Source organism: Aeromonas sp. 600886 (genome assembly GCF_049174935.1).
GTDB classification, from domain to species: domain Bacteria; phylum Pseudomonadota; class Gammaproteobacteria; order Enterobacterales; family Aeromonadaceae; genus Aeromonas; species Aeromonas veronii_A.
This window is the reverse complement of sequence record NZ_JAAKUB010000002.1, coordinates 224,912-251,207: the sequence shown is the minus strand read 5'-3', so window position 1 is coordinate 251,207 and position 26,296 is coordinate 224,912. Positions and strand designations below refer to the sequence as shown.

The 26,296-nt window shown below is 60.6% G+C and carries 27 protein-coding genes; 16 read left to right on the top strand and 11 right to left on the bottom strand.

The features are described from left to right. Nucleotide 1 precedes the first annotated feature (1 nt). A complete protein-coding gene (locus G5179_RS03030; RefSeq protein WP_421257841.1) occupies nucleotides 2-622 on the top strand; it encodes a hypothetical protein in 621 nt (206 codons plus the stop codon). Nucleotides 623-970: 348 nt separating this feature from the next. On the opposite strand, the gene G5179_RS03025 is transcribed toward G5179_RS03030, so the two are convergent. Beyond that, nucleotides 971-1,369, bottom strand: coding sequence for a VOC family protein (locus tag G5179_RS03025; protein WP_227341566.1), 399 nt, complete (start codon nucleotides 1,367-1,369; stop codon nucleotides 971-973). Between the two features lie 75 nt (nucleotides 1,370-1,444). Here G5179_RS03025 and G5179_RS03020 point away from each other — a divergent pair, with 75 nt between their 5' ends. Both G5179_RS03020 and G5179_RS03015 read left to right on the top strand, forming a co-directional pair. Further along, the gene (locus G5179_RS03020) at nucleotides 1,445-2,377 is read left to right on the top strand and encodes an AraC family transcriptional regulator (protein ID WP_421257840.1); all 933 of its coding nucleotides are present in this window, start codon (nucleotides 1,445-1,447) and stop codon (nucleotides 2,375-2,377) included. 190 nt (nucleotides 2,378-2,567) lie between these two features. Next, nucleotides 2,568-3,566 (top strand): sensor domain-containing diguanylate cyclase, encoded by a 999-nt coding sequence (locus G5179_RS03015; RefSeq protein ID WP_216979683.1) that lies wholly within the window; start codon nucleotides 2,568-2,570, stop codon nucleotides 3,564-3,566. A 75-nt stretch (nucleotides 3,567-3,641) separates the two neighbouring features. Here the strand turns inward: G5179_RS03015 and G5179_RS03010 are convergent, their stop codons facing one another. Then, on the bottom strand, nucleotides 3,642-4,268 hold the full coding sequence (locus G5179_RS03010) for a porin family protein (RefSeq protein WP_421257839.1): 627 nt from the start codon (nucleotides 4,266-4,268) through the stop codon (nucleotides 3,642-3,644). 1,276 nt (nucleotides 4,269-5,544) lie between these two features. Here G5179_RS03010 and G5179_RS03005 point away from each other — a divergent pair. Beyond that, nucleotides 5,545-6,309: a helix-turn-helix domain-containing protein gene (locus tag G5179_RS03005; protein ID WP_005336490.1), complete on the top strand. Its 765-nt coding sequence runs from the start codon at nucleotides 5,545-5,547 to the stop codon at nucleotides 6,307-6,309. 150 nt (nucleotides 6,310-6,459) lie between these two features. Here G5179_RS03005 and G5179_RS03000 read toward each other — a convergent pair whose 3' ends face one another. Beyond that, nucleotides 6,460-7,224, bottom strand: coding sequence for a UTRA domain-containing protein (locus tag G5179_RS03000; protein ID WP_088868366.1), 765 nt, complete (start codon nucleotides 7,222-7,224; stop codon nucleotides 6,460-6,462). Nucleotides 7,225-7,488: 264 nt separating this feature from the next. On the opposite strand from G5179_RS03000, the gene G5179_RS02995 reads away from it, so the two are divergent. The 6 genes from G5179_RS02995 to G5179_RS02970 are packed head-to-tail and all read left to right on the top strand — an operon-like array spanning nucleotide 7,489 to nucleotide 12,768. After that, nucleotides 7,489-8,550, top strand: coding sequence for an ABC transporter substrate-binding protein (locus tag G5179_RS02995; RefSeq protein ID WP_031227932.1), 1,062 nt, complete (start codon nucleotides 7,489-7,491; stop codon nucleotides 8,548-8,550). Between the two features lie 9 nt (nucleotides 8,551-8,559). Then, nucleotides 8,560-9,393 carry an alkaline phosphatase family protein gene (locus tag G5179_RS02990; RefSeq protein WP_421257838.1) on the top strand — a complete coding sequence of 278 codons (834 nt, stop codon included), beginning with the start codon at nucleotides 8,560-8,562 and terminating at the stop codon, nucleotides 9,391-9,393. Continuing rightward, on the top strand, nucleotides 9,393-10,292 hold the full coding sequence (locus tag G5179_RS02985; protein ID WP_421257837.1) for an ABC transporter permease: 900 nt from the start codon (nucleotides 9,393-9,395) through the stop codon (nucleotides 10,290-10,292). The genes G5179_RS02990 and G5179_RS02985 overlap by 1 nt, the downstream gene beginning before the upstream one ends. Continuing rightward, nucleotides 10,285-11,061 carry an ABC transporter permease gene (locus G5179_RS02980; RefSeq protein ID WP_421257836.1) on the top strand — a complete coding sequence of 259 codons (777 nt, stop codon included), beginning with the start codon at nucleotides 10,285-10,287 and terminating at the stop codon, nucleotides 11,059-11,061. Before G5179_RS02985 ends, G5179_RS02980 begins: the two co-directional genes overlap by 8 nt. Nucleotides 11,062-11,067: 6 nt before the next feature. Then, nucleotides 11,068-12,075: an ABC transporter ATP-binding protein gene (locus tag G5179_RS02975; protein WP_421257835.1), complete on the top strand. Its 1,008-nt coding sequence runs from the start codon at nucleotides 11,068-11,070 to the stop codon at nucleotides 12,073-12,075. A 39-nt stretch (nucleotides 12,076-12,114) separates the two neighbouring features. Beyond that, nucleotides 12,115-12,768: an HAD family hydrolase gene (locus G5179_RS02970; protein ID WP_421257834.1), complete on the top strand. Its 654-nt coding sequence runs from the start codon at nucleotides 12,115-12,117 to the stop codon at nucleotides 12,766-12,768. A gap of 98 nt (nucleotides 12,769-12,866) precedes the next feature. Here G5179_RS02970 and G5179_RS02965 read toward each other — a convergent pair whose 3' ends face one another. Continuing rightward, nucleotides 12,867-14,507: a sensor domain-containing diguanylate cyclase gene (locus tag G5179_RS02965; RefSeq protein ID WP_421254510.1), complete on the bottom strand. Its 1,641-nt coding sequence runs from the start codon at nucleotides 14,505-14,507 to the stop codon at nucleotides 12,867-12,869. Between the two features lie 83 nt (nucleotides 14,508-14,590). On the opposite strand from G5179_RS02965, the gene G5179_RS02960 reads away from it, so the two are divergent. Continuing rightward, a complete protein-coding gene (locus G5179_RS02960) occupies nucleotides 14,591-15,031 on the top strand; it encodes a DUF2214 family protein (protein ID WP_421257833.1) in 441 nt (146 codons plus the stop codon). A 72-nt stretch (nucleotides 15,032-15,103) separates the two neighbouring features. Next, nucleotides 15,104-16,003, top strand: a complete 900-nt coding sequence (locus G5179_RS02955) for a DMT family transporter (protein ID WP_128816751.1) — start codon at nucleotides 15,104-15,106, stop codon at nucleotides 16,001-16,003. 66 nt (nucleotides 16,004-16,069) lie between these two features. Here the strand turns inward: G5179_RS02955 and G5179_RS02950 are convergent, their stop codons facing one another. The 3 genes from G5179_RS02950 to G5179_RS02940 all read right to left on the bottom strand — a co-directional run bounded on the left by G5179_RS02950 (nucleotide 16,070) and on the right by G5179_RS02940 (nucleotide 18,399). Next, nucleotides 16,070-16,696 (bottom strand): glutathione S-transferase family protein, encoded by a 627-nt coding sequence (locus tag G5179_RS02950; protein WP_069554153.1) that lies wholly within the window; start codon nucleotides 16,694-16,696, stop codon nucleotides 16,070-16,072. A gap of 107 nt (nucleotides 16,697-16,803) precedes the next feature. Further along, nucleotides 16,804-18,072 (bottom strand): O-acetylhomoserine aminocarboxypropyltransferase/cysteine synthase family protein, encoded by a 1,269-nt coding sequence (locus tag G5179_RS02945; RefSeq protein WP_139463665.1) that lies wholly within the window; start codon nucleotides 18,070-18,072, stop codon nucleotides 16,804-16,806. 150 nt (nucleotides 18,073-18,222) lie between these two features. Then, nucleotides 18,223-18,399, bottom strand: a complete 177-nt coding sequence (locus tag G5179_RS02940; protein ID WP_005336463.1) for a hypothetical protein — start codon at nucleotides 18,397-18,399, stop codon at nucleotides 18,223-18,225. 100 nt (nucleotides 18,400-18,499) lie between these two features. Between G5179_RS02940 and sgrR the strand changes: the two genes are divergently transcribed. Genes sgrR through G5179_RS02925 form a run of 3 tightly spaced genes read left to right on the top strand, consistent with a single transcriptional unit; the run spans nucleotide 18,500 to nucleotide 21,408 of the window. After that, nucleotides 18,500-20,218: an HTH-type transcriptional regulator SgrR gene (sgrR, locus tag G5179_RS02935; RefSeq protein WP_421257832.1), complete on the top strand. Its 1,719-nt coding sequence runs from the start codon at nucleotides 18,500-18,502 to the stop codon at nucleotides 20,216-20,218. A 48-nt stretch (nucleotides 20,219-20,266) separates the two neighbouring features. Next, nucleotides 20,267-20,662 (top strand): acyl-CoA thioesterase, encoded by a 396-nt coding sequence (locus G5179_RS02930; protein WP_005336457.1) that lies wholly within the window; start codon nucleotides 20,267-20,269, stop codon nucleotides 20,660-20,662. A gap of 44 nt (nucleotides 20,663-20,706) precedes the next feature. Continuing rightward, entirely contained in the window at nucleotides 20,707-21,408 is a 702-nt protein-coding gene (locus G5179_RS02925; protein ID WP_270656807.1) for a hypothetical protein, read from the top strand. 44 nt (nucleotides 21,409-21,452) lie between these two features. Here G5179_RS02925 and G5179_RS02920 read toward each other — a convergent pair whose 3' ends face one another. From G5179_RS02920 to tyrS, 3 genes are all read right to left on the bottom strand, one after another. Beyond that, nucleotides 21,453-22,193 (bottom strand): lipase secretion chaperone, encoded by a 741-nt coding sequence (locus G5179_RS02920; protein WP_270656790.1) that lies wholly within the window; start codon nucleotides 22,191-22,193, stop codon nucleotides 21,453-21,455. Continuing rightward, nucleotides 22,190-23,101 carry a lipase family alpha/beta hydrolase gene (locus G5179_RS02915; protein ID WP_139463693.1) on the bottom strand — a complete coding sequence of 304 codons (912 nt, stop codon included), beginning with the start codon at nucleotides 23,099-23,101 and terminating at the stop codon, nucleotides 22,190-22,192. Before G5179_RS02915 ends, G5179_RS02920 begins: the two co-directional genes overlap by 4 nt. A 168-nt stretch (nucleotides 23,102-23,269) precedes the next feature. Further along, nucleotides 23,270-24,535, bottom strand: coding sequence for a tyrosine--tRNA ligase (tyrS, locus tag G5179_RS02910; RefSeq protein ID WP_421257831.1), 1,266 nt, complete (start codon nucleotides 24,533-24,535; stop codon nucleotides 23,270-23,272). A gap of 145 nt (nucleotides 24,536-24,680) precedes the next feature. Between tyrS and G5179_RS02905 the strand changes: the two genes are divergently transcribed. Further along, nucleotides 24,681-25,490 carry a helix-turn-helix transcriptional regulator gene (locus G5179_RS02905; RefSeq protein ID WP_421257830.1) on the top strand — a complete coding sequence of 270 codons (810 nt, stop codon included), beginning with the start codon at nucleotides 24,681-24,683 and terminating at the stop codon, nucleotides 25,488-25,490. Nucleotides 25,491-25,497: 7 nt separating this feature from the next. On the opposite strand, the gene G5179_RS02900 is transcribed toward G5179_RS02905, so the two are convergent. Continuing rightward, complete coding sequence (locus tag G5179_RS02900) at nucleotides 25,498-26,277, bottom strand: substrate-binding periplasmic protein (RefSeq protein WP_216952698.1); 780 nt, start codon at nucleotides 26,275-26,277, stop codon at nucleotides 25,498-25,500. Between the last annotated feature and the right edge of the window lie 19 nt (nucleotides 26,278-26,296).

Here is a 26,296-nt window from a genome sequence, read left to right as displayed (position 1 = left end):
CGTGGCAGTTAATAAAATAAATGTTAATCGACATCCCGCATCTATATATATAGAGCATCTTCGTGACTATTGTCAGTCATTTTCATCTGACTTAACTCTTCTATCAATGAAGACATATACATATATACCTTCATCTTTGGCTGATCCACATAATGAATTTAGAGTTGTATTGTCTGAAGTTGATACGGATTGGTTAGATAATAAAATTAAATGCATGAGGCCATCAGAAGAGCTTGCTATAAATTCAAAAGTATATTTTGATCATAATGTATCACGTTATATACCTATGGTGGATTTGGGGATAAGTAAGTTTACAAGTGATATCTTTGGTGTGATTCATGACTTTATGATTCAATGGAATATGGATTTCTTTGTCTTTGATAGTGGCCGTTCTATGCATTTATATGGAAAGGAGCTTCTTGATAGTCATGATGACTGGGTAAAATTTATGGGGAGTTTACTTTTATTAAATCACCGAGGAGGAAGAAATATTATTGACACTCGTTGGGTTGGTCATCGTTTGCTTGGTGGACAATCATCGCTCAGGTGGTCTAATAATACTATGCAATACAAAAGGTACCCTGTATACATAGGTATGTTATCTGAACTTATTCATGTGTGATAATATTGTAGATTGATTATTGAACGTACCTTCTTCTGTTAAAGGAGAAGGTACGAAACATACAATCTATTATATTGGTTAATTTACAACGCGTTATTAAAAATATATTAATTATGTCTTGTATGCTGGGCTTCACTGGCTCAGCACTAACCTACCGATTGTGTAGGTTGTGGCTGAGCGTAGCGAAGCCCAACGTTTACCGCATAATCTCTTTTTCCTGCCCCTCATCCCCGACCCCTCTCCTCCTTTTTAATAAATGGGAGAAGGGAACAATGCCGTTACCGCTGTCCGATTACGCTTCGCTAATCGAACTTACGAGAGGGCCAGAGTGAGGGGAGCATTCAGGTATTAGATGGTCAGCTCCAGCCGGTTGCCTTCCGGGTCGAGGAAGGTGCTCTCGTAATAGCCGTCGCCGGTCCAGCGGGGGCCGTCCAGGTGTTTCACCTCGGCGCCCTTGAGCAGCTTGAGGCGGGCGGTCATCTTGTCCACTTCCTCCACGCTGCCGAGGGAGAAGGCGAGGTGGGCCAGCCCCTGCAACGGGTGTGGCAGAGTGAGATCTGCCGGAAACAGTATGGGGGTGTGCATCAGCTCCAGGCTGGCGCCCCCTTCGAAACGCACGAAGTAAGAGCTGAACTGTTTGCTCGGGTTGTGATAGCGCTCATTGGCCTGCCCGCCAAACAGGTTGCAGTAGAATGCCTTGAGTGCCTCCAGATCCTGCGCCCAGATGGCGACGTGATGGATATGCATGGCTGGTCTCCTGTGACTCGATGCCCTTAATGCTATGCTGGGGCCTGTCCCTTCGACATGGCTGAGCCCGTCCTGATGATGTCTGAAACTGCCAACACCGAGATTATCGATGTCTCCCCCGACTGCCGCGAGCAGATCTGTTGCGACAGTCTGCTGCCGGCCCTCGCACAGGAGCAGGTGTGGCTGGCGGGCTATTCCCGTCTCAAGACCCGCTACCGCATCGCGCGCCGCTTTGCCGATATGCACTGTTTTCTGCTGACCCTGGGCGGTGAGGGGGAGGTGCAGGTGGGGGAGCGCCGCGAGCGGTTGCAGGTCGGGGAGTGGGCGCTGATCCCGGCCGGGGAGCCGCTCTGCTATCAGTTGAGAGAGCAGCTTGGTGAGCAGTTGAGTGAGCAGCTTAATGAGCCGTTGAACCAGCAGGTGAATAAGGGGAGTGAGTGGGAGCTGGTGTGGCTGCTGCTGCACAAGGATTCCCCCTGGGATACCTTCGCCAGCCACCCCCGGCTCGGTTGTACCTCCCAGCAGGCCACCGTGCTGCGCACGATCGAGAACCTCTATGCGGAGCAGGAGCGCCATCAGGACCCGCTGCTCAGCGCCCTGCTGGTTGAGCAGCTCGGCTTTTACCTGCGCCGTCTGTTGCAAAAGGGAGAGGGGCAGCGGCGTGGCGAGCGGCTGGCGCTGCGCCTCGAATTGCTGCTCAAAGAGGCGCTGACCGAGCCGTGGGACATAGCGCGCATGGCCGGCGCCCTGCATCTCTCCGAGCGCCAGCTCTACCGGCTCTGCCAGCAGCACTTCGCGCTGGCGCCCATGGCGCTGCTGCAACGGCTGCGGCTGCAGCGGGCGGCGCTCTTGCTGGCCAGCCGGGCCGACCCGGTGAAGCTGCTGGCCGAGCAGTGCGGCTTCAAGAACGAGTACCATTTCTCCACCGCCTTCAAACGTCAGCATGGCCTGGCGCCCAGCCACTATCGCAACCTGCATCATCCTGCCTTTAAAACCGGACAAGGGTGAAATATTGAGCCACACTGGTTGCTAATGTTATTCAGACGAACCCGATGGCGGCCGATAACCAGAACAAGTAGTGGCGGTTTTCATCGATCAACGGATAGCGGACTGTGCAGCCGTCTGCCGCTATCATTTCTCAACATCAGGCTGGAATGCCCCGCGCCCCAGCGGGGCGGCAAGACAAGGATGGTCTCCCATGCTGCAGGACAGCGACACGATCAGGATCTCGGATGTCAGCGAAGCCGTGGTACATGGCATTCTCGAGGTGATCAGCGATGGTATCTGGGACTGGAATGCCAACACCGGTTTCGTCTATCGCAACCCGGGCTGGTACCGGATGCTGGGCTACGAGCCCCATACTCTAGGCAACAATGTCTTCACCTGGGAGAGTGTGATCCACCCCGACGACATGGATCGGGTGATGGCGAGCTTCGATGCCTATCTGAGCGGCGCCGCCCCCGACTACCGGGTCGAGTATCGCTGCCGCAGTCGCGGCGGAGACTATATCTGGATCGAGGATTGCGGCCGCATCATAGAGCGCAATCCCGATGGGTCTGTGGCGCGGATGATCGGCGCCCATCGCAATATCCACGCCAGCAAGTTGCTGCTGGAGCAGCTGGAGCTGCGCAATCAGTCGCTGGAGCAACTGGTGGCGGAGCGCACCGCCGAGCTGGTGCGAGTCAACGAGGCACTGCAACAGAGGGTGGAGGAGAATCGTCAGCTGGCGGAGACTGATGCCCTGACCGGTGCCGCCAGCCGCTATCGGCTGGAGCGGGCGTTGCAGCTGGAGTGCGAACGGGCGCGCCGCTTTCACTTGCCTTTTACCGTGATTGCCATGGATGTGGACAACTTCAAGCAGATCAATGACAGCTATGGCCACAATATCGGGGATCAGACCCTGATCAACATAGTGGCGCTGGTGCGCGACCATATCCGCGAGATTGATCTGCTGGCTCGTTGGGGTGGCGACGAGTTTATGGTGCTGCTGCCCAATACCGGCCGTGAAGATGCGTTGGTGGTGGCGAACAAGTTTCAGGCGTTGATGGTGACGCACCCCATCTGTCCCCGCGGGGCGACCACCATGAGCTTCGGAGTGGCGGAGTATCAGCAGGGTGAGCAGAAGGAGAGTCTGATGGTGCGTGCCGATCGGGCGCTCTATCAGGCCAAGCAGCAGGGCAAGAATCAGATCTGCTGATGGCACATCAGCCAATAGAAGGGCCGCAGGCGTGAAACCTGCGGCCCTTTTGCATTGTTACTGACGCGGCGCGACTTAGAAGTGGTAGCGCAGACCCAGCTTGAGGGTATCCAGAGAGTAGTGCTCATCACCCAGGCTCAGGGCGTTGAACTGGCGCTCGTAACCGATACCGGCAGAGAAGTGGTCGTTGAAGGCGTAGTCCAGACCCACTTCCAGATTGGGGTGTACCTTGCTCTTGGTTTCGCGGCCACTTACCTGACCGCTCATACCGAGGATGGTGGCGTTGCCGACAACTTCCAATTCGGTGCGGGTGTAGGCGATACCCGGTTTGGCATAGGCGCTGAAGCCCCAGGCCAGCGGCTGGCTCAGCTTGGCGGCCAGGCTGATGCTGCGGGTTTCGATGGTGGTGTCGGCAAAACCGGTTGCCCCCTGAGAGGTCACCCAGATCAGCTGCTCCATCTGTTGGGCGTGCAGGCCACCTTCAATGGCCAGCCAGGGTTTGAAGCTGTAACCGACGATCAGGCTGCCGCCGTCGAGCTGGTCGTCGATCACTTTGGCGTCATAGGCGCGCTGGAGGTCACCGTCGAGATCCATCTTGGAGGTGGTCAGATCCAGACCTGCATACCAGCCTTCGGCATGGGCGCCGCCATTCATGGCCAGAGCAAGCAGGGAGAAAGCGGCAATTTTATTAAACTTGTTCATGGATAAATAACCTTGTGTTGCGTGAACTGCGTGTAATTTATATTGCTCAATCCATGAAGCTTTTTATATTTCCGTCATCGCTCTGCTTTCACAGAGGGGCCGCAGTATAGTCAGCACATTTCTGAATAACAAGAGAGTGGTTTCCCCATCATTATAAATATGACTGGCTGCAAGCAGGGCCATTTTGTTTAATAAATGGTGTTATTAGAGTTTTAGCTTTATTGAGGTTTAAATAATTAACTGGTGAGGAAAATGACCGGCTGCGAGTTCTATTTTGATTCTATGTGATTGATTTTTATCAGCATTGAATTTTCATTCGAGCGTGGCCATGATGAGCCGTCTAAAAATTGGCATCTCAGATGTCACTGATTGGCATCAGGTTCTTTTCGATGATTTTTTGAACGCATCACAAGGTGAAACCGTGAGAAAAAAATTTCTCTCTTTGCCTGTTTTTTGCTCTTTTTGAGGTTTGGGATTGTTCCCATTGTAACTTTTGGTGGTCTTTTGAGGCTGTTTTTGCGTGGGCTATGCTACCCACCAGATACGCGAATGGGCGCTTGTGGGTGGCTTTTCTCTTCACCCGGTAGCAGTTGTTGGGGTGGGCATGGGGTGTGATAAGCAGATATGGGGCGTGCGGCCCGATTAATTTTGTTTGCTTATATATGCAAGCCATTTAAAAGATAAGTTTTTGATGTTTTAAATTACTTGATTATATTTGTTTTTATATTGAGTGAAGCTTTCCAAGTAAGCCATTTAAATATATTTAATGGCAATGAGACGGTATTAAGGATCGTTTAGGATACCTTGCCAGAGAGGTCGTAGTGGCTGGCGCATCAGTGGGCGGCGGGTGGCCTGTGACACTTCCCCTTGCCGGGGCCCTTGACCTGACCTGCGAATTCAGGGAAAAGAAAAGGGCGGTGCTATCAGCGCCGCCCAATGCCAGGAAAGAGAAAAAACCTTACGGTTTAAAAGATAAAAATTTGGAAGCAAACAATCGATTTCTCAACCAGGAAGGGTCTTGAATTCGATACGTTTCGATTATGCGCGATGTTCTATGCAGCACTAGCAAAATGTTTGCGGGTTGAAAGATATGCACTGTCTGGTGTCAGATTTTGCGACCTCATCGTTCAACTGGTCTGTCCTGATGGGCGTTGTAGGCGATTTTTTCTCTAGGCTGTTTTTTCGGTGTCAATATCTGAGCCTTGAAGGTAAAAACAGGTCAGAAGCTGACTCGGCATAACCATGCAATGAAAGTGCGATAACAAGGAAGAGTGGCATGACCTACAGCCAGACCCTGGCCAACAATATTCTCGACACCCTGAAGAAGACCCTGACCGACAAGGGGATCCGCTATCAGACCCTGGCAGAAGCCATGGGTGTCTCCATCGCGACCGTGAAACGGATGATGAACAAGCCCTCGCTGCCGTTTGATACTCTGCTGGAGATCTGCCATCTGGTGGGTCTCTCGTTCGAGGAGTTGCTGGATCGCACTCAGGACGCCCAGAGCCGCCGCGCCGTCTTTACCCAGGAGCAGGACGAGGCGTTTCACAATGAGCCGGGGCTCTACGCTTTTCTCGCCAATATCTTCTGGCGCGACAAGACGCTGATCGATCTCAAGCGGGAGTACGGCCTGACCGATGCCTCCTGCTACCTCTATCTGCGCAAGCTGGAGAAGCTCGGCATTTTGCAGCTTGGTATCGACAACAGCTACCACTTCCTCATCAGCGAGCGGATCAGCTTCGAGCAGCACAGCCGTTTCGCCCGCCAGCAGGCACGGCAGGCGATGTCGGTGCTGGGGGAGTATCTGGTGGAGAACATGCACAAGTCGAACAACTATATGGCGCTCTGCCAGTTGCACCTCAACGAGGGGGAGGCGATGGCGCTGATCGACCGGATGAAGGAGTACTGGCATCAGGAGATCAAGCTCAACCGCCCCGCCATCGGCCAGCAGGAGCACGCCAAGACCTACACCATGTCGCTGCAACTGGCCGACTGCGGCTACCAGAGCTTCGACGACATGATCCCCAATATCGACAACTGATCCCGGCGGATCCTGCGGGATCCGCCATGTTGGAGTCTGGTTATTCCGTGAGTTGAACGGTATGCGATCTGCTTGCGACCGGTTGCAGCACCCGGTTATCGAGGCAGATGCGGATCGCCACTGTGCTCGACAGTGCTCTGGATATTTTCCCTAATCGGCGACCCGGGTTTGTTGCAGCTTGCCTGCGAGCGGCTGCAACGCTCGCGTATCCAGACAGATACGGATCGCATCCGGCCGCCAGTGCTCGATATCGCAATCCACCAGACCGCCCCGCTCGTCGTAATTGACCCGCACCAGCCGCAGCACCGCGCTCCCCTCTGCCAGATTGAGGGCGCGGGCGATGGCGCCGCGCGCCGCCGAGGGGGTGATCTCGAGACTCGCCCCACCCTGGCCTATGCCATAGCGCTGCTGATAGAGCTCGGTGAGGGAGCTGGCCAGCGGCGCGCTGGCGATATCGGGAAAGCGGCTCGCCAGCAGGTGGTGGCTGACATGCAGCACCGGGCGGCCGTCGATCAGCCGCTGGCGGCGGATCTCATAAAGTGGAGTGAAGGGTTCCAACCCCATCCAGCGGCACAGCTCGCTGCTGGCAAGCTCGCTGCCGTGGGCCAGCACCCGGGTTTCGGCGGTGCGTTGCTGCTCGCCGATCCACTGGTGAAAGTGGGTGTGGATGGCGGGATCGTAGGTGAGGCGGGGTGGCGCCACAAACCAGCCGCGCCGCTCGGCCCGGTAGATAAGGCCGTCTGCTTCGAGGCTGGAGAGCGCCTCCTTGATGGTGATGCGGGTGGTGGCAAAGCGCTCGCTCAGGGCCCGCTCGGCGGGTAGCTGCTGCCCGGCCCCCAACTGGCCGCTGCCGATATAGCGGCGCAGAGTCTGGCAAATCTGTTCGCACTTGGAGGAGACGCGGCCATCGGCCATGCTCTGTTCGTTCACTCTCTGCTCGCTCAATCTCGGCTCGGTCACACTCTTGTCCCTGTTGCTTATTCAGAAGGCGGGTGGCTGGCCAATCCCTTACTGGAATAGTCCAGCCTCACTCGGGTTCAGAGTTGTAACTGCTGTGGATGACAGCGCCATGACAGGGTGATTGTCATCAAACTGCCATTAAAGCGCCCCGCCACCGTCACAATTCCCCTCTAGCATCCCTCTCGAACCTTAACTGACCTAGTCCAGAGGGATGGGATGATGAAAAGCGTGATCGCAAGTGCACTGGCCATGGTGGCCATCAGCCAACCGTTGTTTGCCACAAATAGCTATGCAGCCGAAAATATCGCGGATCTCGAAAAGGCCGCCCGTGGCGAAGGCCAGCTCCACAGCATCGGCATGCCCGACAGCTGGGCCAACTGGAAGGATACCTGGCAGCAACTGGGCAGCATCTACGGCATCAAGCATCAGGATACCGACATGAGCTCGGCGCAGGAGATCGCCAAGTTCGCCGCCGAGAAGGCCAATGCCACCGCCGATATCGGTGACGTGGGCGGCGCCTTCGGTCCGGTTGCGGTCAAGCAGGGTGTTACCCAACCCTACAAACCCTCCACCTGGGCCGATATTCCCAACTGGGCCAAGGACGCCGACGGTCACTGGATGCTGGCCTATACCGGCACCATCGCCTTCCTGATCAACAAGGATCTGGTCAAGGCCGCCCCCACCAGCTGGCAATCCCTGCTGGGTGGCGACTACAAGGTGACCCTGGGTGATGTGGGCGTTGCCTCCCAGGCCAACAACGGCGTGCTGGCGGCGGCCTATGCCACCGGCGGCAGCGAGAAGAATCTGAAACCTGCACTGGAGCTGTTCGGTCAGCTGGCCAAGCAGGGTCGTCTGTCGCTCAACGACCCGACCATCGCCAACATCGAGAAGGGCGAGGTGGAAGTGGGGGTGCTGTGGGACTTCAACGCGCTGAACTACCGCGACCAGATCGACCCCAAGAAGTTTGAGGTGGTGATCCCGAGCGACGGCTCCGTCATCGCCGGCTACACCACCATCATCAACAAGTGGGCCAAGAACCCCAACGCCGCCAAGCTGGCGCGGGAATACATCCTCTCCGACGCCGGCCAGATCAATCTGGCCCGTGGCTATGCCCGCCCCATTCGCAGCAACGTGACCCTGCCGGACGACGTCAAGGCCAAGCTGCTGCCGGCCGAGCAGTACGCCAATGCCAAGCCGGTGCAGGATCACGCCGCCTGGGAGCAGAGCTCCAAAGCCCTGCCGCGCCAGTGGCAAGAAACCGTCATGATCAACATGCAGTAAGGGAATCCAGTGCAACACAAGGTGATAGTGGTACTTGTGGATGGTCTGGCAGCCGAGGTAGCCCACACCATGGGCTACCTCGGTGGCATGGTGGAGGCGGGGCGGGGCCTGCATACGACCCTGAATGCTGCCCTGCCGTCTCTCTCCCGACCCCTCTACGAGTGCATCCTGACCGGCGTGCCGCCGGTGGTGAGCGGCATCACCCACAACGGGGTGAGTCGCCTCAGTCTGCATGACTCCATCTTCCATCTGGCCCGCGCTGCGGGTAAACGCACCGCAGCGGCGGCCTATTACTGGGTGAGCGAACTCTACAACCGCAGCCCCTGGCTGGCAGCCCGCGATCGCTTTACTCACGACGAGCAGTTGCCCATCCAGCACGGCAGCTTCTACTGGGATGACAACTATCCCGACAGCCATCTGCTGATGGATGGCGAGTGGCTGCGCAGCCAGTACGACCCCGATTTTCTGCTGATCCACCCGATGGGAGTGGACGATGCGGGTCACAAGTTTGGCCTCGATTCCCGCCAGTACCGCAATCAGGCGCGCCGGATGGACAGCCTGCTGGCCGATCTGCTGCCCCAGTGGCTGGCGGAGGGGTATCAGGTGGTGATCACCTCGGATCACGGCATGAACAACGACCTGAGCCACGGCGGCACCCTGCCGGAAGAGCGCACCGTGCCGCTCTGGCTGTTTGGCGATGCCTTTATCGAACGCTGGCCGGATGGGGTGGTGATCGCCCAGACCCAGCTCTGCGCCCTGATGGCCGACCTGCTGGGCATCCCCCACGACAAGCCGGCAGCGCCACCGCTGCTCAAGGCTGCCTTTATGCGCGAGGTGCACTGATGATGCCTGCCACCACCGAGATTCTCGTGGATCAACCCGTGGCAACCAAGCGCAAGGTGCGCCGCCACTGGCTGCCCGCGCTGGTATTGCTGCCCTTTATCCTGTTGATGATCCTGTTCCAGCTTGCCCCCATGGTGTGGGCGCTGGTGGGCAGTTTCCAGACCCCGGATGGCTGGGGCATCGACTACTACCGGGAGATTTTGAGCTCCCCCTTCTACCTGCAATCGTTCGGCAACTCGCTGCGCATCGCCGGTATCGCCAGTCTGGCGGGGCTTGCCATCGGCACCCTCGGGGCAGCGGCGCTGCGCCACAGTGGCGAGCGGGTAAAACGGCTGCTGCTGGCCTTTGTCACCATGACCGGCAACTTCAGCGGGGTGCCGCTGGCATTCGCCTTTATCATCATTCTCGGCATCAATGGTGCGGTGACCCTGCTGCTGAAATCCTGGGGATTGATCGACGGCTTCAACCTCTACTCGGGGTCGGGCCTTATTCTCATCTACACCTATTTCCAGATCCCGCTCGCCCTGCTGCTGCTCTACCCGGCCTTCGATGCGCTGCAGGATGAGTGGCCGCAAGCGGCCGCGCTGCTCGGCGCGAGCAAGGGGCAGTATGTGTGGCATGTGGCGCTGCCGGTGCTGACGCCTGCGCTGCTCGGCACCCTGATCATCCTGTTTGCCAACGCGGTGGGAGCCTATGCCTCTGCCTATGCCCTCACCACCGGCAACTTCAATCTGGTGACCATCCGGGTGGCCAGTCTGGTCTCCGGCGATATCTTCCTCGAACCGAATATGGCGGCGGCGCTGGCGGTGATCCTGATGGTGCTGCTGGGGGTGGTGACGGCCGCCAACCAGTGGCTGCTGAAAAAGAGCTATGTGAACAAGGGGCAATCCCATGCATGATTTGACGCCGCGCTGGCCCAAGTGGGTGCTGGGTGGGCTGGTCGCCACCCTGCTGCTGCCGCTGCTGGCCACGTTTCTCTACTCCATCTCCACCCGCTGGGGGGCGACCCTGCTGCCGGATGGCTTCACCCTCGACTGGTATCTCAAGCTGTGGGGCGATCCGCGCTTTCTGGCGGCGTTTGGCCGCAGCCTCCTGGTCTGCTTCGCCACTCTGCTGCTGGGGACCCTGGTGCTGGTACCGACCGTGCTGGTGGTGGCTTACTACTTCCCAAAGCTGGATCCCTGGATGAACCTGTTGATCCTGCTCCCCTTCGCGGTGCCACCTGTGGTCTCGTCAGTGGGGCTGCTGCAGATCTACGCCGATGGCGTTCTGCCCATCATCGGCACGCCGTGGATCCTGATCGGTACCTGGTTCACCGTGGTGCTCCCCTTTATGTACCGAGCGCAGGCCAATAGCCTGCAGGGGGTGCCGCTGAAAGATCTGATGGATGCTGCCCACCTGCTGGGGGCAAGCAGTCGGCGCGCCTTCCTGCTGGTGGTGATCCCTTGTCTGCGCAAGGGGCTGCTGGCGGCGCTGTTTCTCTCTCTCTCCTTCCTGCTCGGCGAGTTCGTGTTCGCCAACATGCTGGTGGGCACCCGTTACGAGACCCTGCAGGTCTACCTCTACAACATGCGCGCCACCTCGGGCCACTTCACCAGTGCGCTGGTGATGAGCTACTTCCTGCTGACCCTGCTGCTCACCTGGGCGGCCAACAGATTTCATCGGTGAATCAACATGTTTCATTTAGAAGTGAATCAACTGCACAAATCCTACGGCGATACGCCGGTGTTCGAGGGGATCGAATTCGGCATTCGCAAGGGGGAGCTGGTGACCCTGCTCGGCCCCTCCGGCTGCGGCAAATCGACCCTGCTGCGGGCGCTGGCCGGGCTCACCCCGGTGGATGGTGGTCAGGTGCGGGTGGCCGGTGAAGATATCACCTGGCAGGAGCCCCAGAAGCGGGGCATCGGCATGGTGTTCCAGAGCTATGCGCTGTTCCCCAACATGACGGTGTGGGACAACGTTGCCTTCGGCCTCAAGATGAAACCCCAGCCGGGACGGGATCTCGCCGCCAGCGTGCAGGAGGCGCTTGAGCTGGTGGAGTTGACCGGCTTCGAGCGCCGCTATCCGGCCGAGCTCTCCGGCGGCCAGCGCCAGCGGGTGGCGCTGGCCCGGGCTCTGGTGGTACAGCCGCGGATCCTGCTGCTGGATGAGCCGCTCTCGGCGCTGGATGCCCGCATCCGCCGCAGCCTGCGCCAGCAGATCCGCGAGATCCAGCAGCGCCTTGAGCTCACCACCATCTTCGTGACTCACGATCAGGAGGAGGCGTTGACCATGTCGGATCGGATCTTCCTGATGAACAAGGGATCCATCGTCCAGAGCGGCACGCCGGAGGAGATCTATACCCGCCCCGCCAGCGAGTTTGTGGCGAGCTTTATCGGCAACTACAACCTGCTTTGCGCCGAGCAGGGCAAGTCGCTGTTTGGCCCCCGTTTTCAGGGCAAGCTGGCGCTGCGGCCGGAGTCCATTACCCTGCTGCCCGCAGGGGCGAGCAGCAGCGAACCCAGCCTGCCCGGCATCGTTCGCCAGCAACAGCTGCTCGGCAACGTGATCCGCTATCAGGTGGAGTGCGAGGCGGGGCTGTTGACGGTGGATTGCCTCAACCGTTCGGCTGGCGATCTGCTGGCCACCGGCAGTGCTGTAACCCTGGCGGTGGCCCGGGATCAACTCTGTGAGGTAGCATGACGCCTCGTTTCATTTTCGTTGTTACCGCAAGGAGCCCTCATGGCACTGGCACTGTTTGATCTGGACGAGACCCTGATTGCGGGGGATTCCGCCAGCCTCTGGCTGGAGTACATGGTGGCCGAGGAGCTGGCGCCCACCAGCATGATCGCCGAGGAGCAGGCCATGATGTCCCTCTACCATCAAGGCAAGATGGATATGCACCAGTACATGGCCTTCACCCTGCAACCGCTGGCGGGCAAGACGCGCCAGTGGCTCGACTCGCTCTCTACCCGCTTTGCCGAGCAGGTGCTGCGCGAGCGCCTCTACCCCGAGGGGTTGGCACGTATCGAATGGCATCGGGAGCGGGGCGACGATCTGGTGCTCATCTCCGCCTCCGGCGAGCATCTGGTCGCCCCCATGGCGAAGATGCTGGGGATGGATCACTGCGTCGCCATCCTGCTCGATGAGGAGGAGGGGATGCTGACCGGCCAGACCCGCGGCACTCTCAGTTTTCGCGAAGGCAAGGTGGCCCGCATCAACCAGCTGTTTGCAGGCAGGGACCATCTCTGGCTGGGGAGCTTTGGTTATAGCGACTCTCACAACGATCTGCCCATGCTGCGGGCGGTGAGCCATCCTCATGCGGTCAATCCGGCCCCCGCGCTGCGCCAGCAAGCCGAGGAGCTGGGCTGGCCGGTGTGGGAGTGGCTGCGCTGAGTCGCGTGCTCAAACAGGCTTAAAGCACGGCAAGAATAGCGACATAAACAACTGAGAGAGGCAGTTGCCTCTCCCTTGTCTCTTTCCCCCGGTTGTGCTCACCCCCCCTCCTGCCGGGGGGGCCGCCGGGTAGAATCAAGGTTAGGGGAAGGATCCTCTTCCGTCACGTCGCAGGTGCGACGCTGGGGGAAGCAGATGCGATTTTTCCCCTCCCGCTTGGCCTGATAAACCCCGCTGTCGGCCAGTTCTATCAGCTCCTTGGTCGAGAGCCCGGAGTGGCTCAAGGCCACCCCGCCGCTGAGGGTAATGGTCAGTTCCGGCTCTCGCCACTCCAGTTGAGTGACCGCAAGTCTGAAGCTCTCCAGCAGCGAGGTGGCCTCACTCATTTGCATCTCCAGGCGCAAGATCAGCACCAGCTCCTCGCCACCGTAACGACAGAGCCAGCCCCACTGGTCAAACATTTTCATGCCCAGCTTGCTCACCCGTTTGAGCACTATATCCCCTGTTTGGTGGCCAAAGGTGTCGTTGACCTGTTTGAAGTTATCGAGATCGAACATCACTACTAGGAAGGGGGCACCGCTGCTGAGCTGTCTCTGCAGGCACTCGTCGAAGAAGCGGCGGTTGTAGAGACCGGTGAGTTTGTCCTGATTGGCTTGCTGGCGGATCTGGGCAAAGTCCTGACTGGCGGCATCCATCTCTTCATAGACCTTGGCCAGCTCCAGCATGCGGCTGCCATGATAGGCAGTCCCGCCAGAGCGGCTGGTGCGGATCAGCAGGGTAATCTCCCCCAGCATGCGGCGGAAGTAGCGGGCCCAAAGCAGGGCTAGCAGCAGATAGAAAAAGCAGGCAACGGCAATCATCAGCTGCACGTTGATGGAGACGCTGTCGATCACCTGCTGCATGCTGGCGGTGGGCTCGACACTGAGCAGGAACCAGCGCTGCTCGGGGACACGGTAGTAGGAGACCATCATGCCGCTGGCATTATCGAGGAAGAAACCTTGCGGCTGTTGCATGTGTGCCAGCCATTCAGGGTGGGTGAGCGGTTTGAATACCTGTTCGCGATCCGGGTGAGCCAGCACCAGCCCGTCATGGTTGATCAGGATCTGATAGCCCTTGCCCAGATGATGGCTCTGTTCATGCCGGTTGTTGAGCCAGTTGGCGAGCGGGGTGAGCTGGGTATCGAGGGAGAGCACCCCCACTCGCTTGCCGTCAGGGTCTTGAATTACCCGAGCCAGCGCCATTGTGAGGGTACCCAGAGTGTAGTCGTAATAGGGATCGGTCCAGACGATCCGGTTCGGGTGGCTGGCTGCCAGCAGATACCAGGGGCGAGTTCTGGGATCGAACTTCTCGTCCGCCTGCCAGGTGGGGTGGATCAGCATCTGGCGATGCTCGGTTCCTACATAGACGTAGTCGAGCTCCATCACCTCGTGATAGGCCTGCCACTGTTGCAGGTAGCGCTCGCCGTTAAGGATCTCTGGGCCGCTGAAATCCTGATAATTTACCTGCTGATAAATAAGCGTAAACTGGCGTTTGAGGGTCTCCAGATAGGGTTCGAGCAGGGTATGGAGATATTGGGTGTTGCGGGCAATCAGGTTTTGTTGCTGCTCGAGGCGCAGGGTACGTTCCATATGCAGGTAGTAGATGCTGCCGAGCAACACTACGGGAATAAAGAGCAGGAGGAGGCCCAGCCGCATGCGGGTGATTAAAGACCAAGTGTGCTTGGGCTTGGCGGGGGACATGCACAGATCCTTTTCAGCTCGGGTGTCACCAGCATATATGATGCCGTCCTGCCCGTCTAAAGGCAGAAAATGAGATCCGTTCAATGCTGAACCCCACGTTGCTCCTGATGGCTCACTACGGCGGCATCATGCTGTTGGTTCTGGCGCTCTGTGTCGAGTATCTGATCTTTCGTCGCGGCCTGAATATGTTGCGGGTACACCGTCTGCTACTGGCAGATGGGGTGGCGGCGCTGGCGCTCTTCTCCATCTTTGCCAGCGGTTGCCTGCTGGCCCTCGAACACGCCAGCTCGGTGGCGCAGCTCTTTGCTCATCCTGCCCACGGTCTCAAAGTGGGGTTGTTTCTGCTGATTGTCGGCTCCCTCGACTATCCCAGTCGCCTCTTCTATCGCTGGCGTCGTGCCCTGCGTCTGGGCAAGGCGCCGATGATCTCGATCCAGCAGTACTTCCGGGTGGTCTGGATCCTGCGGGGCAATCTGGTAATGGTCGCCCTGCTGGCCGTGCTGACAAAACAGCTATCGCTCTAAAGACAAGAGGGTAGGGAGGCAGGTATCTTGGATTGGATAACCCGTCACGCGCCGATTTAAGGAAGAATCGCCATGCGCTCCAATCTGATGTTGTTGATGGCTGCCACCATCTGGGGTATGGGCTTTGTCGCCCAGCGCCTCGGGATGGATCACATGGGGCCCTATACCTTCAATGGCCTGCGCTTTCTGCTTGGCGCCCTCTCCCTGCTGCCGCTGCTCTGGTGGCTCAAATCCCGACAACCTGTTGCCGTCGCGGGCGACCATCGCCAACTGCTGATCGGTGGTGTGCTGGCCGGGCTGGTGCTGTTCTGTGCTGCCTCCCTGCAGCAGGTGGGGCTGCTTTATACCACTGCCGCCAAGGCCGGTTTCATCACCGGGCTCTACATCATTCTGGTGCCGGTACTGGGGCTGCTGCTGCGCCACAAGAGTGGCCTCAATACCTGGATCGGCGCCATCATCGCGCTGGCCGGCCTCTATGTGTTGAGCGTCACCGACGAGTTCACCATCGGTTTTGGCGATCTGTTGCAGGTAGTTGGTGCCCTGTTCTGGGCTGTGCATCTGCTGCTGGTGGATCACTACTCCAACCGGGTTGCTCCTATCAAGCTGGCTGGAGTGCAGTTCGTAGTCTGCGGCCTGCTCAGTCTCGCCACCGCCTTTGTCATCGAAACCCCGACTGTGGCTGGTGCAGTAGCTGGCTGGCAGGCGCTGCTCTATGCCGGGCTGGTGTCGGTCGGGGTGGGTTATACCCTGCAGGTGGTAGGGCAGCGGGGTGCTCATCCGGCCCACGCTGCCATCATCCTCAGTCTGGAGACCGTGTTTGCCGCCGTGGGTGGCGTATTGTTGCTGGATGAAACGCTGGACGAGCGCGCCATCGCCGGTTGCGCCCTGATGCTGGCAGGGATGCTTATCTCTCAAATCCGGCTGCGCTGGTGGTGGAAGTCGCGCCGGGACAAGGTGCCCGCGACCAAGTAAACCGCGGCCCGCTGCATAACAAAAACGCCCCGACAGTCGGGGCGTTTTGCATGATGGCGATTCGGATCAGGGGCGCTGATCCAGCTCGCGCTCCAGCTCTACCGCCTTCTGACGGGCCGGATGGGTATTGAGGCGTTCCCAATAGGCTTGCAGATGCGGGAAGTGGGCCAGCTGGCCGCTTTGCGCCAGCAGATCCACCAGGAAGGAGTTCATGATGTCGGCGCCGGAGAGGCGATCCCCCACCAGATAGTGGCGATTCGCCAGTACCTCATTGAGGTAGCCCAGCACCTTGGCACACTCCGCCTTGGCATAGTCCGGCAGGAAGCGCATCGGGCTGCCATCCTTGCGCACGAACATGTCGAGCAGCAGCGGCAGGATACCGGAGCTCTCGGCAAAGTGGAGCCACTGCAGGTATTCGGGATACTCCGGGCTATCTGGTGCCGGTGCCAGCCGATCGGCAGCATAGCGGGCGATCAGGTACTCGGTGATGGCGCCTGATTCCGCCAGCACCCGGCCGTCGAACTCGATGACTGGCGACTTGCCGAGGGGGTGGATGGCTTTTAGCTCGGGCGGTGCCAGAAAGGTCGCGGCATCGCGCTGATACGCCTTGATCTCATAGGGCTGGCCCAGCTCTTCGAGCAGCCAGATGATGCGTTGGGAGCGGGATTTGTTCAGGTGGTGCAGGACTATCATGGAAACCTCGACGCAGTGACGGAAGGCGGTGATACGCAGCGGCACAGTGGCAGGTTCACCGCGGGCTAAAAAAGAGCGGGCTGATGCCCGCTCTCTCAACACCTGACTTATGCCTCCAGCGCCTGATCCAGATCCGCCAGAATGTCCTCGATCGCCTCGATCCCCACCGACAGCCGGATCATCTCGGGTTTCACCCCAGCCTTGGCCTGCTCCTCCTCGCTCAGCTGGCGATGGGTGGTGGAGGCGGGGTGGCAGGCCAGCGACTTGGCGTCGCCGATGTTGACCAGCCGCTTGAAGATCTTCAGCGCATCGTAGAAACGCACGCCCGCCTCGTAGCCATCCTTCAGACCGAACGAGAGGATGGCCGAGGGGCGACCGGCCATGTACTTCTCTGCCAGCAGATAGTGGGGATGACCCGGCAGACCGGCATAGCTGACCCAGGCCACCTTGGGGTGATGCTTGAGGTGATGGGCGACCCGCAGGGCGTTGTCGACGTGGCGCTCCATGCGCAGGCTGAGGGTCTCCAGCCCCTGCAGCAGCAGGAAGGCGTTCATCGGCGCCAGCGCCGCGCCGGTATTGCGCAGCGGCACGGTACGCACCCGACCGATAAAGGCGGCCGGGCCAAAGGCCTCGGTGTAGACCACCCCGTGGTAGGAGGGCTCGGGTTTGGTCAGCTGCGGGAAGCGCTCGGCGTGATCCGCCCAGGGGAACTTGCCCGAGTCGACCACCACGCCGCCCAGCGAGTTGCCGTGGCCGCCGACATATTTGGTCAGGCTGTGTACGACAATGTCGGCGCCGTGTTCGATGGGTTTGCAGAGCACTGGGGTAGCGACCGTGTTGTCGACGATGAGCGGCACGCCACGGGCGTGGGCGGCCTTGGCCAGCGCGGCCAGATCGACGATGTTGCCCGCCGGGTTGCCGATGCTCTCGCAGTAGACCGCCTTGGTCTTGTCGTCGATAAGGGCTGCGATGGCTTCGGCGCTGTCATCCTTGGCGAAGCGTACCTCGACCCCGAAACTCGGCAGCATGTGGGCGAACAGGGTGTAGGTGCCACCATAGAGCTGGGGTGTGGAGACAATATTGTCACCGGCGGCGGTCAGCGCCTGAATGGCGTAGGTGATGGCGGCGGAACCTGCCGAGACCACCAGCGCGGCGATGCCCCCTTCCAGCGCGGCCATCCGCTGTTCCAGCACATCGTTGGTGGGGTTCATGATGCGGGTGTAGATGTTGCCCGGCACCGCCAGATTGAACAGGTCCGCCCCATGCTGGGCGCTCTCGAACTCGTAGGCCACCGTTTGGTAGATGGGCACGGCGACGGCCTTGGTGGTGGGGTCGCTGGAAAAGCCGTGGTGCAGGGCCAGGGTCGCATCTTTCATCACACACTCCTTGTTGGATGTTGCTTATGGCATTTATAGATGGATAGACGTCCAATCTATCAGGCCCGTGGCCGATGTAAACAGCAAGATCCGGCAAAGCAATGTCGCCCGCAGGGGATGCGCGTCCCGAGTGGTTGGTATGGCCCGCACTCAGAGACGACGGCGATACTCCTTGTCATCGATCTGGTTCATATCCCACTGCATCAGGCGGTTGAGCTGCTGCATGGGATCTTCGATAAGTGGCAGCGGGCGCGGCAGGATCCGCTTGAAGTAACGGCGCAAGGTCTGCTGGATCCGGTTCGGTTTGAGGGGGTTGGCGTGGCTCATGATGGTGCTCCTCTACTGTGGTTCTCACGTTCATCAGCAGTATTGAGCTAAAATGCGGAAGTAAAAACTGATGACTTATAGCAACAGGATTTCCTCTTTTATGCCGACCGGTCGCCTTTACCAGCAATTTCAACGACTCGCCCAGCTGCTTGGCAGCGACGAGCGGGAGATCAGCCTCGCCGAGGTGGCGGATCTGCTCTGCTGCACCCCGCGCAACGCCCGCCTGCTGCTGCGGCGGATGCAGGATCAGGGCTGGCTCAGCTGGTCGGCGGAAGCGGGGCGGGGGCGGCGCTCCCGGCTCACCCTGCTCGATAGTCAGGAGAGCCTGACCCGGCGCCGCTTGCGAGATCTGCTCAGTCAGGGCCAGCTGGCACAGGCGGTGCGGCTGGCCGAGGATCGCCTCGATCTGCTCACTCCGCTGCTGATCGAACAGCTCGGTCAGGCCACCCGTGAGGGGCGCCAGATCCTGCGGGTGCCCTACTACCGGCCGCTGCCGCAGTTGCTGCCCACCGGCCCGATGCGCCGCTCCGAAATTCACCTGAGCCGCCAGATCTTCAACGGCCTCACCCGGCGAAATGAGGAAAATGGGGAAATCGAAGGGGATCTGGCCCACCACTGGGAGTGTCTGGGCCCCTGTCACTGGCGCTTCTATCTGCGCCCGGCGGTGCGCTTTCACCACGGCCGCGAGCTGGTGGTGGAGGATGTGATGGAGAGTCTGCGGGCCCTGCGGGATCGCCCGCTGTTCGCCCATCTGGATCGGCTGGAGAGCCCTTGGCCGCGCACGCTGGATCTCTATCTCGACAGCCCGGATCCCTGGCTGCCCCACCTGCTGGCGGAGCCGGTGGCGACCATTTTGCCACGGGAGCTCAAGGGGGAGGCGGGCTTTGCCCTGCAACCGGTGGGCACAGGCCCATACCGGGTGGCCGCCAACGATCCCCTGCATCTTTGCCTTGCGGCGTTTGACGACTACTTCGGCCTGCGCGCCCTGCTCGACGAGATCGATATCTGGATGCTGCCTGAGCTGGCGGAGCGACTGGAGACCCACCTGCAGCTGGGGCGCGACAGCCCTGAGCTCGGTACCATGCGCGGCGAATCGGAGCTGGAGTCGGGCTGCTACTTCCTGCTGCAGGACGATCGTTCCGGATCCTTGCAGGATCCCTCGCTGCGCCAGTGGCTCGGCCAGCTGCTCAATCCGGTAGCCCTGATGGGGCGGGTCGCCCCCGAGTTGCAACGGGGCTGGACCAGCGCCCTCGGCCTGCTGCCCCACTGGCGCGAAGCACTGCCCGCGCCCTTGCCCACACCGGCGCAGTTACCGACGACTCTAGTGCTCGCTTGTTTCAACCAGCATCTGGAGTTCAACGAGTGTGCCAACGCCATGAGCAGCCTGCTGGCCGAACAGGGGATCAGGCTGGAGGTGCGCACCCTGGATTACGGTCGCTGGGTGAGTGGCGAGGATGAAGACGTGGATCTCTGGCTCGGCACCCTCAACCTCGAACATGCCGGCCCCTTTGCCCCCTACGCCTGGCTGCAGGGCACCCCGTTGCTGCGCAAGGTGTGGGGCAGTCAGCATGGGTTGTGGCAGGGCTTGATGCAGTGGCGGGCCAGCGGTGCCGAGCCTGGTCCCCGCGCCCTGCTGGCAAGGGTGCAGCAGCAGAGCTGGTTTGTGCCGCTGTTTCACCACTGGCTGGAGCTGGAGAGCCGGGTCGGCGTGCACGGGGTGCGGATGACGGCGCTCGGCTGGTTCGATTTTCGCAGCGCCTGGTTGCGGCCGGAACTGGCTGTCAGCGCTTGGGATAAGACGGGGAGGCTTGAGTCCTGATGCGGGGCGCGTTAGCCTGAGCGCGGTTCAATGACAAGGAGTCAACCCATGCTGGAAATGCAGATCCAACCCCGCTTTCAGGAGACGGATGCCCTCGGCCATATCAACAATACGGTGCCGGCGGTCTGGTTCGAATCGGCGCGGGATCCCCTGTTCCGGATCTTCTCCCCCGATCTGGATGTGCATAACTGGCATCTGATCATCGCGGGCTACACGGTGCAGTTCAAACGGGAGCTGTTCTACGGCCAGCCGGTCACCATCAAGACCGGCGTGCGCCGCATCGGCACCAGCTCATTTACGGTCTGGCAGGAGGCCTGGCAGGGCGGCGAACTGGCCGTCACCGCCGAAACGACCCTGATCCATTTTGACTACCGGGCCCGCCAATCCCTGCCCCTGAGTGATGCTCACCGGGAAGGGCTGCGGGCCTGGCTGACAGAGAGTTAACCACGGGCCGGATGGCCCATCACAGGAGTGCTATGTACAACTCAATGCGCAACACAGCGATCGCGCTGACCCTGGGATTCTGCTCCCTCCCTTCTCTGGCCGCTTCTCTCGCCGAGCAGTTTACCCTGATGGAGAAGGGGGCCGAGAGCGCCCTCGATACCCGTCAATTCAGCCATGACGGCGTCGATATCAAGGCCTGGATCGATGGCGCCCCCGTCATCATCGCCGTGCCCATCATGAACGAGCTGGGCAAGCTGGAAGGGGAGAGCCGCTACTACTTCAAGGGCGGCAAGCTGTTCGGGGTCAAAGAGCCCGCCGCCCAGTTCGCATTTGACGACAGCGGCAAGCTGACCCAGTGGCTGGATGAGAAGGGCCAGCCCGCCGAGTTCGTCAGCAAAATGAGCATGCAGCAGCGTCAGGAGTGGCTCACCAAGCGGGCTGCCGAGCTGAGCAAGCTGTTTGTGGTGAGCGCGGCCGAGCAGAAGGCGGCCAAGGGTGGCGTCAAGCTGAAGGGGGCGGATCTCGCTCACTGGCTCTGCAACGGCAAACTGATGGATCTCGCCCATGGCGACAAGGTGATCTTCGAGCAGGATAAGCTGAAGATTGGCGAGCAGGGGATCGAGGGGGAGGTCTCCCTGCGTCAGGATAAGGGGTGGCAGGAGTTGAGCCTCAAGTGCGAGGTGCAGGGCACTCAGGTGACCCGCCTCACCTGGCAATCTTTACCGGCAACCAACAAGCCGCAATAAGTGCACCACAGCAAGGGGCCCATCGTGGGCCCCTTGTCATTGGCTCATTGTTCCCCCAGCTTGAGCCGGGTGAGCGCCTCGACCCGGCGCCACTGTCCGGGTTCGAACCAGCGGGCCAGCAGCTCCTGTTGCTGTTCGGCCCGGGCCTCGTTCGGCAGTTGCCTGAGTTCGGCCAGAAAGCCGCTGAGCTGCTCCTCGAACCCTTGCCGGTTCTGCTCCAGCTGGCGCATCCGATCCACCGCTTCCGGCCCCCCCGTCTCCAGCAGCAGAGCCTCCCGTTTGGCCGGGTCCATCTGCGCCAGCCCTTGCAACTCCTCAAGCAGACGGCTGTTGGCCTCCGCCTCGCGAAACCAGCCCGGTTGCTCCACCAGCCAGAGATCCAGCTCGCTGGCCAGCTGCGACTTGTCGCTGTCTCTTGCCTCCGCCAGCGCCCTGCGGCGCAGGGTCAGCTGCTCCATCAGCCGATCCTCGGCAAACAGCTGGGCCTGCTCCGCCGGGGTAAAGCTCTGCTGGCGCAGCTGCTCCCGCTCGTCAAACAGGATCTGCAGGCTGGCGAGGGAGATCTCGGTGGGCACCGTCAGGCTGCTCTGGGCGGAGACAAAGGTGCGATAGCGCGCCTGCAGGGCATCGGCGGCCTCCTGCTCGGGATCGTGCGGGTGGCTCTGTGCATGCTGATTGGTTTGAGCCTGTGATGAGTCTGCCGTCGGTGCTGTGGGCCAGAGCAACACCCCGCCAAGCAGCAGGGTGATGGCGCAGGGTACGACGAGCAGGGTGGCTATCTTCATAGTCCCAGCTCCTTGAGACGGTTGGCATGCTGGCGATAGAGGGTGACCGGATCGGTCTCGAACAGATGGTGGATGCCGAAGGACTGGTTCACTTCGTCCAGATGGTTCATCCGGTAGCCGGTGCCGATCACCTTGCCGAGGTGACTGCTGCAGACTCCGACCAGTCCGTCATTGGGCTCTTTGAAGAAGGCGCCGGTCAGCGCCAGCGCCGGATCCACCGGATCCAGCAGATTGGTCAGGTTGCCGCGCCCGCTCCAGGAGAAGTAGTAGACGCCGTTGGTCGCCTGCATCGGCCCCTCGCCGCAATAGCGGCTGGGCAGCCCCTCCGGGTAGCGCTGGTTGAACTGGCTGGCCCCCTTGCTGGTGAGGGCATCGAGGGCGGCGACCGGATCTTGCGGCAGCTGGCTCCCGCCCGAGAGCAGTGAAATCATGCCGGAGAGGGCGTGGGCTGCGGAGGCCGCCAGCTTCTCGGCGGCGCTGCCGGGGGCGGCATTGGCCCGCACCAGATCGGCAATCTCGGAGCCATAGTTGACCCCGCCGACGCTGGTGGCGGAGGCGACCAGCTCGGGGGCGACCGAGGCGACATAGCGGATGGTGGGGCCGCCGTGGGAGTGGCCGATCAGGTTGACCTTCTCGGCACCGGTGGCCGCCAGCAGCAGCTCAACCTGGGCGAGCAGTTGCTCCCCCCGTTGCTCCGAACTGGCGGTGGCCGACACCTGGGCCACGTAGACTTTGGCACCATCCCGGCTCAGGGCCTGGGGAATGCCGTAGAAGTAATCGACCCCGAGCAGCTTGTCGAAACCGAACAGGCCGTGCACCAGCACTATGGGGTAGCGGGTCTGGGTGTATCCGCTGGCGTGTGCCAGCATGGGCAGGGTGCAGAGCAGCACCAGAAGCCATCTCTTCATCATCAGCATCCTTGTTGAATCGTGAGGAACAGATTGTGTGGCGTACTCCATGTTCGCCGGTGCCAGTATGGTGGCTGCTGACGGGAGAGGCTGTGAGGGGGATCGCAACTCGGGATTCAAAAGGGATTCAGGGGGCGGGCGGGGAAGCTGAGCTCCCCGCCCTGCGGCTTATTGCCACTCCACCAGGTGATACTGCTTCTTGCCCCGGCGCAGCAGCAGGTAGCGACCAAACAGCCGATCAGTGGCGCTCAGCTGATCATCCTGCTTGAGCACACCATTGAGGCTGATGGCGCCCGCCGCCAGCAGTTCGCGGGCGATGCGCCTGGAGTTAGCCAGACCGCAGCTGACCAGCAGGCTGACCAGATCCGTCTCGCCGCTGACGGTGCTGCTCGGCATGCCATCCTGCGCCAGCTGGGCCAGATCGCTCTCGCCGAGGCGAGCTACATCGCCGCTAAACAGCAGCTCGCTGATGCGCTGCACCGCAGCCAGCGCCGCCTTGCCGTGCACCAGCTCGGTCAGCTCGTTCGCCAACACCTGCTGGGCCTGCTTGCGCCCCTGCCGCTTCGCGTCTTCCGCCTCAAGTGCATCAATCTCGCTCAGCGACATAAAGCTGTAGTAGCGCAGGAAGCGGTAGACATCCTCATCCGCGGTGCCGAGCCAGAACTGGTAGAAGGCGTAAGGGGAGGTGAGCGCCGGATCGAGCCAGACCGCGCCCCCTTCGGTCTTGCCGAACTTGGTGCCGTCTGCCTTGGTGATGAGGGGCAGGGTCATGCCGTGCACCTGCGCCTGATGGAGGCGACGGGTCAGATCCATGCCGCTGGTGATATTGCCCCACTGGTCGTTGCCGCCAATCTGCAGGGTGCAACCGAGCCGCTGGTGCAGCACCGCAAAGTCGTAGGATTGCAGCAGAGCGTAGGAGAACTCGGTGAACGAGATGCCCTGATCCGGGCGAGCCAGCCGCTGACGCACCGACTCCCGCGCCAGCATGGCGTTGACCGAGAAGTGCTTGCCGATATCCCGCAGAAAATCGAGGGCGGACATCTGCCCCATCCAGTCGCCATTGTTGACCAGTTGCGGGGCCGACAGGCCATCATCGGCGGGCAGCAGCGCCCTGATTTGGGCCGACAGGCTGGCGACCCAACCCTGCACGGTATCGGCACTGTTGAGGCTGCGCTCGGTCGCCTTGAAGCTGGGATCGCCGATAAGGCCGGTTGCCCCGCCCACCAGTGCCACCGGGGTGTGCCCAGCCAGCTGGAAGCGGCGCAGCATCAGCAGTGGCACCAGATGGCCGATGTGCAGGCTGCCGGCAGTGGGATCGAACCCGCAATAGACGGTGCGCGGGGTGGCAAGATGATCGGCCAGGGCTGCCGGGTCGGAATTCTGGGCCACAAGGCCGCGCTCGGTCAGCTCATCGAGCAGGTGGGGGTTGATCATGTGTGCTCCAACAACAGGGGGAAAGCCGTCATCCTCGCCGTTCTGGCTGGTGGCGGATATGTCCCCTCAGGGACAGTTTTGCCACTCTCGTGCTAGCATTCAGCCATAGCGGGGAATCGCTCCCCGTCACCGGAAACGTGCCAACATGACCCAGCCATTCACCACAGATGCCTTGACCCGCAGCATGACCGAGGTGGTCGATGCCCTGCACAGCAGCGCCTTTCCGGCGGCGCTGGTGCGGCTGATCCAGCAGCAGGTGGCGTTTGATTGCGCCCTGCTGCTCGGGGTGGGGCAGCGGCCCGTCTACCTCTACGACAACCTCAACCATCAGCGGGCTCTGCTCTTTGATCGCTACCTCACCAGCCACTTCAGTCAGGATCCCTTTATGCAGGCGCTGGAGCAGGGCTTGCCTGCCGGCGTCTGGACCCTGGCGCAGGTCTCCCAAGGGCTGCTCGATCCCGAATATCGCCACCACTTCTATCAGGCCACCGGCTGGCAGGAGGAGGTGGGGCTGATCCTGCCGGTGCGGGACGGACTGACGCTGATGCTGTTTCTCGGGCGACTCGACAAGCGCAGTACCCTCAGCCGTGACGAGCTGGTAAGGCTGGAGCAGCTGTTCCCGCTGGTACATTCGCTCTGTCGTCAGCAGTGGCGGCAGAGCCAGCCGCTGTTGGCCCAGAGCACTGTGCTGCCAGACAGCGCCAGCCTCCGGAGTGCGGTGGAGCAGGCGATGGCGAGTGTGGGGGGCGATAGGCTTACCCGGCGCGAGCGGCAGGTGGCGGAGTTGCTGCTGCAGGGACTGGATACGGAGGCGATTGCCGCAGCGCTCGGGATTGGCAGCGGCACGGTGAAGAATCACCGCAAGCATCTCTATGGCAAGCTGCGGCTCGGCTCGCGGGCCGAGCTGTTTCATCTCTTCCTCAACCATCTGATCACCACAGAGGGAAGAGGATGAACCGGGGTTACTCGATCTTCGGTAGCGGCTTATCGCTTTGGGGAAGGTTACTGAGTCGCTGGTAGCGTTCCATCAACTGCCGGTATTCGCTACCGAGACGAACCTGATCGAGGGCTTGTTGCAACCGGGCGACCTGCTGCCGATCCGCCCGCGGGTTGAAAGCAAAGCAGTTGTCCTGTTCCTCCAGCACTGCGACAGAGATGAAATCTTCCGCGGCAAATCCCAGAGCTTTCAGTTGATGGAATAACATCACCTCGTTGCCTGCTACCAGATCTGTACGGGCCATGATGAGCTGGCGTACCACCTGCTCCATGCGCTCCACCGCCATCATGTTGCCCGGGCTGATGCCGCGGTTGAGCAGTAACTGCTCCCCCACGTCAGCCTGCATTACCCCTACCTGCAGTTTGGCCAGATCCCCCTTGCCGGTCACTCTGGGGGCATCCTGTTTTCGTCCGACCAGCGTCACTCGCGAGTGGCTGATGGGGCAAACCCATAGGAAATGGGGATCACGCTCTTTGGTTCTGGCGGTGGTAAAAAGAACGGCCTCCGGTTGCTGGGTCAGCAGATACCAACCGCGGGCCCATGGCAGAAATTGGATCGGTTGCTCCGGCTCCCCCAGCTCGCGCCACATCAGCCGCAGCAGCTCAACTGCCAGCCCGATGGGCTTGCCCTCCTTGTCCAGCCCGTTGAGGGGCATGTTCTGCTCCGAGTAATAGATAAAGGCGGACCGTGCGGGGAAGCTGGTCAGCAGGAGCAGGGCGATAAGGGCCGCGAGCAGGGATCGCATGGCGCACTCCTTGTGCAGG

Coding starts and splice junctions, on each gene's coding strand:
- G5179_RS03025 (WP_227341566.1), bottom strand. CDS start 1,369: ATGCATATCCATCACGTCGCCATCTGGGCGCAGGATCTGGAGGCACTC.
- G5179_RS03020 (WP_421257840.1), top strand. CDS start 1,445: ATGATGTCTGAAACTGCCAACACCGAGATTATCGATGTCTCCCCCGAC.
- G5179_RS03015 (WP_216979683.1), top strand. CDS start 2,568: ATGCTGCAGGACAGCGACACGATCAGGATCTCGGATGTCAGCGAAGCC.
- G5179_RS03010 (WP_421257839.1), bottom strand. CDS start 4,268: ATGAACAAGTTTAATAAAATTGCCGCTTTCTCCCTGCTTGCTCTGGCC.
- G5179_RS03005 (WP_005336490.1), top strand. CDS start 5,545: ATGACCTACAGCCAGACCCTGGCCAACAATATTCTCGACACCCTGAAG.
- G5179_RS03000 (WP_088868366.1), bottom strand. CDS start 7,224: ATGGCCGATGGCCGCGTCTCCTCCAAGTGCGAACAGATTTGCCAGACT.
- G5179_RS02995 (WP_031227932.1), top strand. CDS start 7,489: ATGAAAAGCGTGATCGCAAGTGCACTGGCCATGGTGGCCATCAGCCAA.
- G5179_RS02985 (WP_421257837.1), top strand. CDS start 9,393: ATGATGCCTGCCACCACCGAGATTCTCGTGGATCAACCCGTGGCAACC.
- G5179_RS02980 (WP_421257836.1), top strand. CDS start 10,285: ATGCATGATTTGACGCCGCGCTGGCCCAAGTGGGTGCTGGGTGGGCTG.
- G5179_RS02975 (WP_421257835.1), top strand. CDS start 11,068: ATGTTTCATTTAGAAGTGAATCAACTGCACAAATCCTACGGCGATACG.
- G5179_RS02970 (WP_421257834.1), top strand. CDS start 12,115: ATGGCACTGGCACTGTTTGATCTGGACGAGACCCTGATTGCGGGGGAT.
- G5179_RS02965 (WP_421254510.1), bottom strand. CDS start 14,507: ATGTCCCCCGCCAAGCCCAAGCACACTTGGTCTTTAATCACCCGCATG.
- G5179_RS02960 (WP_421257833.1), top strand. CDS start 14,591: ATGCTGAACCCCACGTTGCTCCTGATGGCTCACTACGGCGGCATCATG.
- G5179_RS02955 (WP_128816751.1), top strand. CDS start 15,104: ATGCGCTCCAATCTGATGTTGTTGATGGCTGCCACCATCTGGGGTATG.
- G5179_RS02950 (WP_069554153.1), bottom strand. CDS start 16,696: ATGATAGTCCTGCACCACCTGAACAAATCCCGCTCCCAACGCATCATC.
- G5179_RS02945 (WP_139463665.1), bottom strand. CDS start 18,072: ATGAAAGATGCGACCCTGGCCCTGCACCACGGCTTTTCCAGCGACCCC.
- G5179_RS02940 (WP_005336463.1), bottom strand. CDS start 18,399: ATGAGCCACGCCAACCCCCTCAAACCGAACCGGATCCAGCAGACCTTG.
- sgrR (WP_421257832.1), top strand. CDS start 18,500: ATGCCGACCGGTCGCCTTTACCAGCAATTTCAACGACTCGCCCAGCTG.
- G5179_RS02930 (WP_005336457.1), top strand. CDS start 20,267: ATGCTGGAAATGCAGATCCAACCCCGCTTTCAGGAGACGGATGCCCTC.
- G5179_RS02925 (WP_270656807.1), top strand. CDS start 20,707: ATGCGCAACACAGCGATCGCGCTGACCCTGGGATTCTGCTCCCTCCCT.
- G5179_RS02920 (WP_270656790.1), bottom strand. CDS start 22,193: ATGAAGATAGCCACCCTGCTCGTCGTACCCTGCGCCATCACCCTGCTG.
- G5179_RS02915 (WP_139463693.1), bottom strand. CDS start 23,101: ATGAAGAGATGGCTTCTGGTGCTGCTCTGCACCCTGCCCATGCTGGCA.
- tyrS (WP_421257831.1), bottom strand. CDS start 24,535: ATGATCAACCCCCACCTGCTCGATGAGCTGACCGAGCGCGGCCTTGTG.
- G5179_RS02905 (WP_421257830.1), top strand. CDS start 24,681: ATGACCCAGCCATTCACCACAGATGCCTTGACCCGCAGCATGACCGAG.
- G5179_RS02900 (WP_216952698.1), bottom strand. CDS start 26,277: ATGCGATCCCTGCTCGCGGCCCTTATCGCCCTGCTCCTGCTGACCAGC.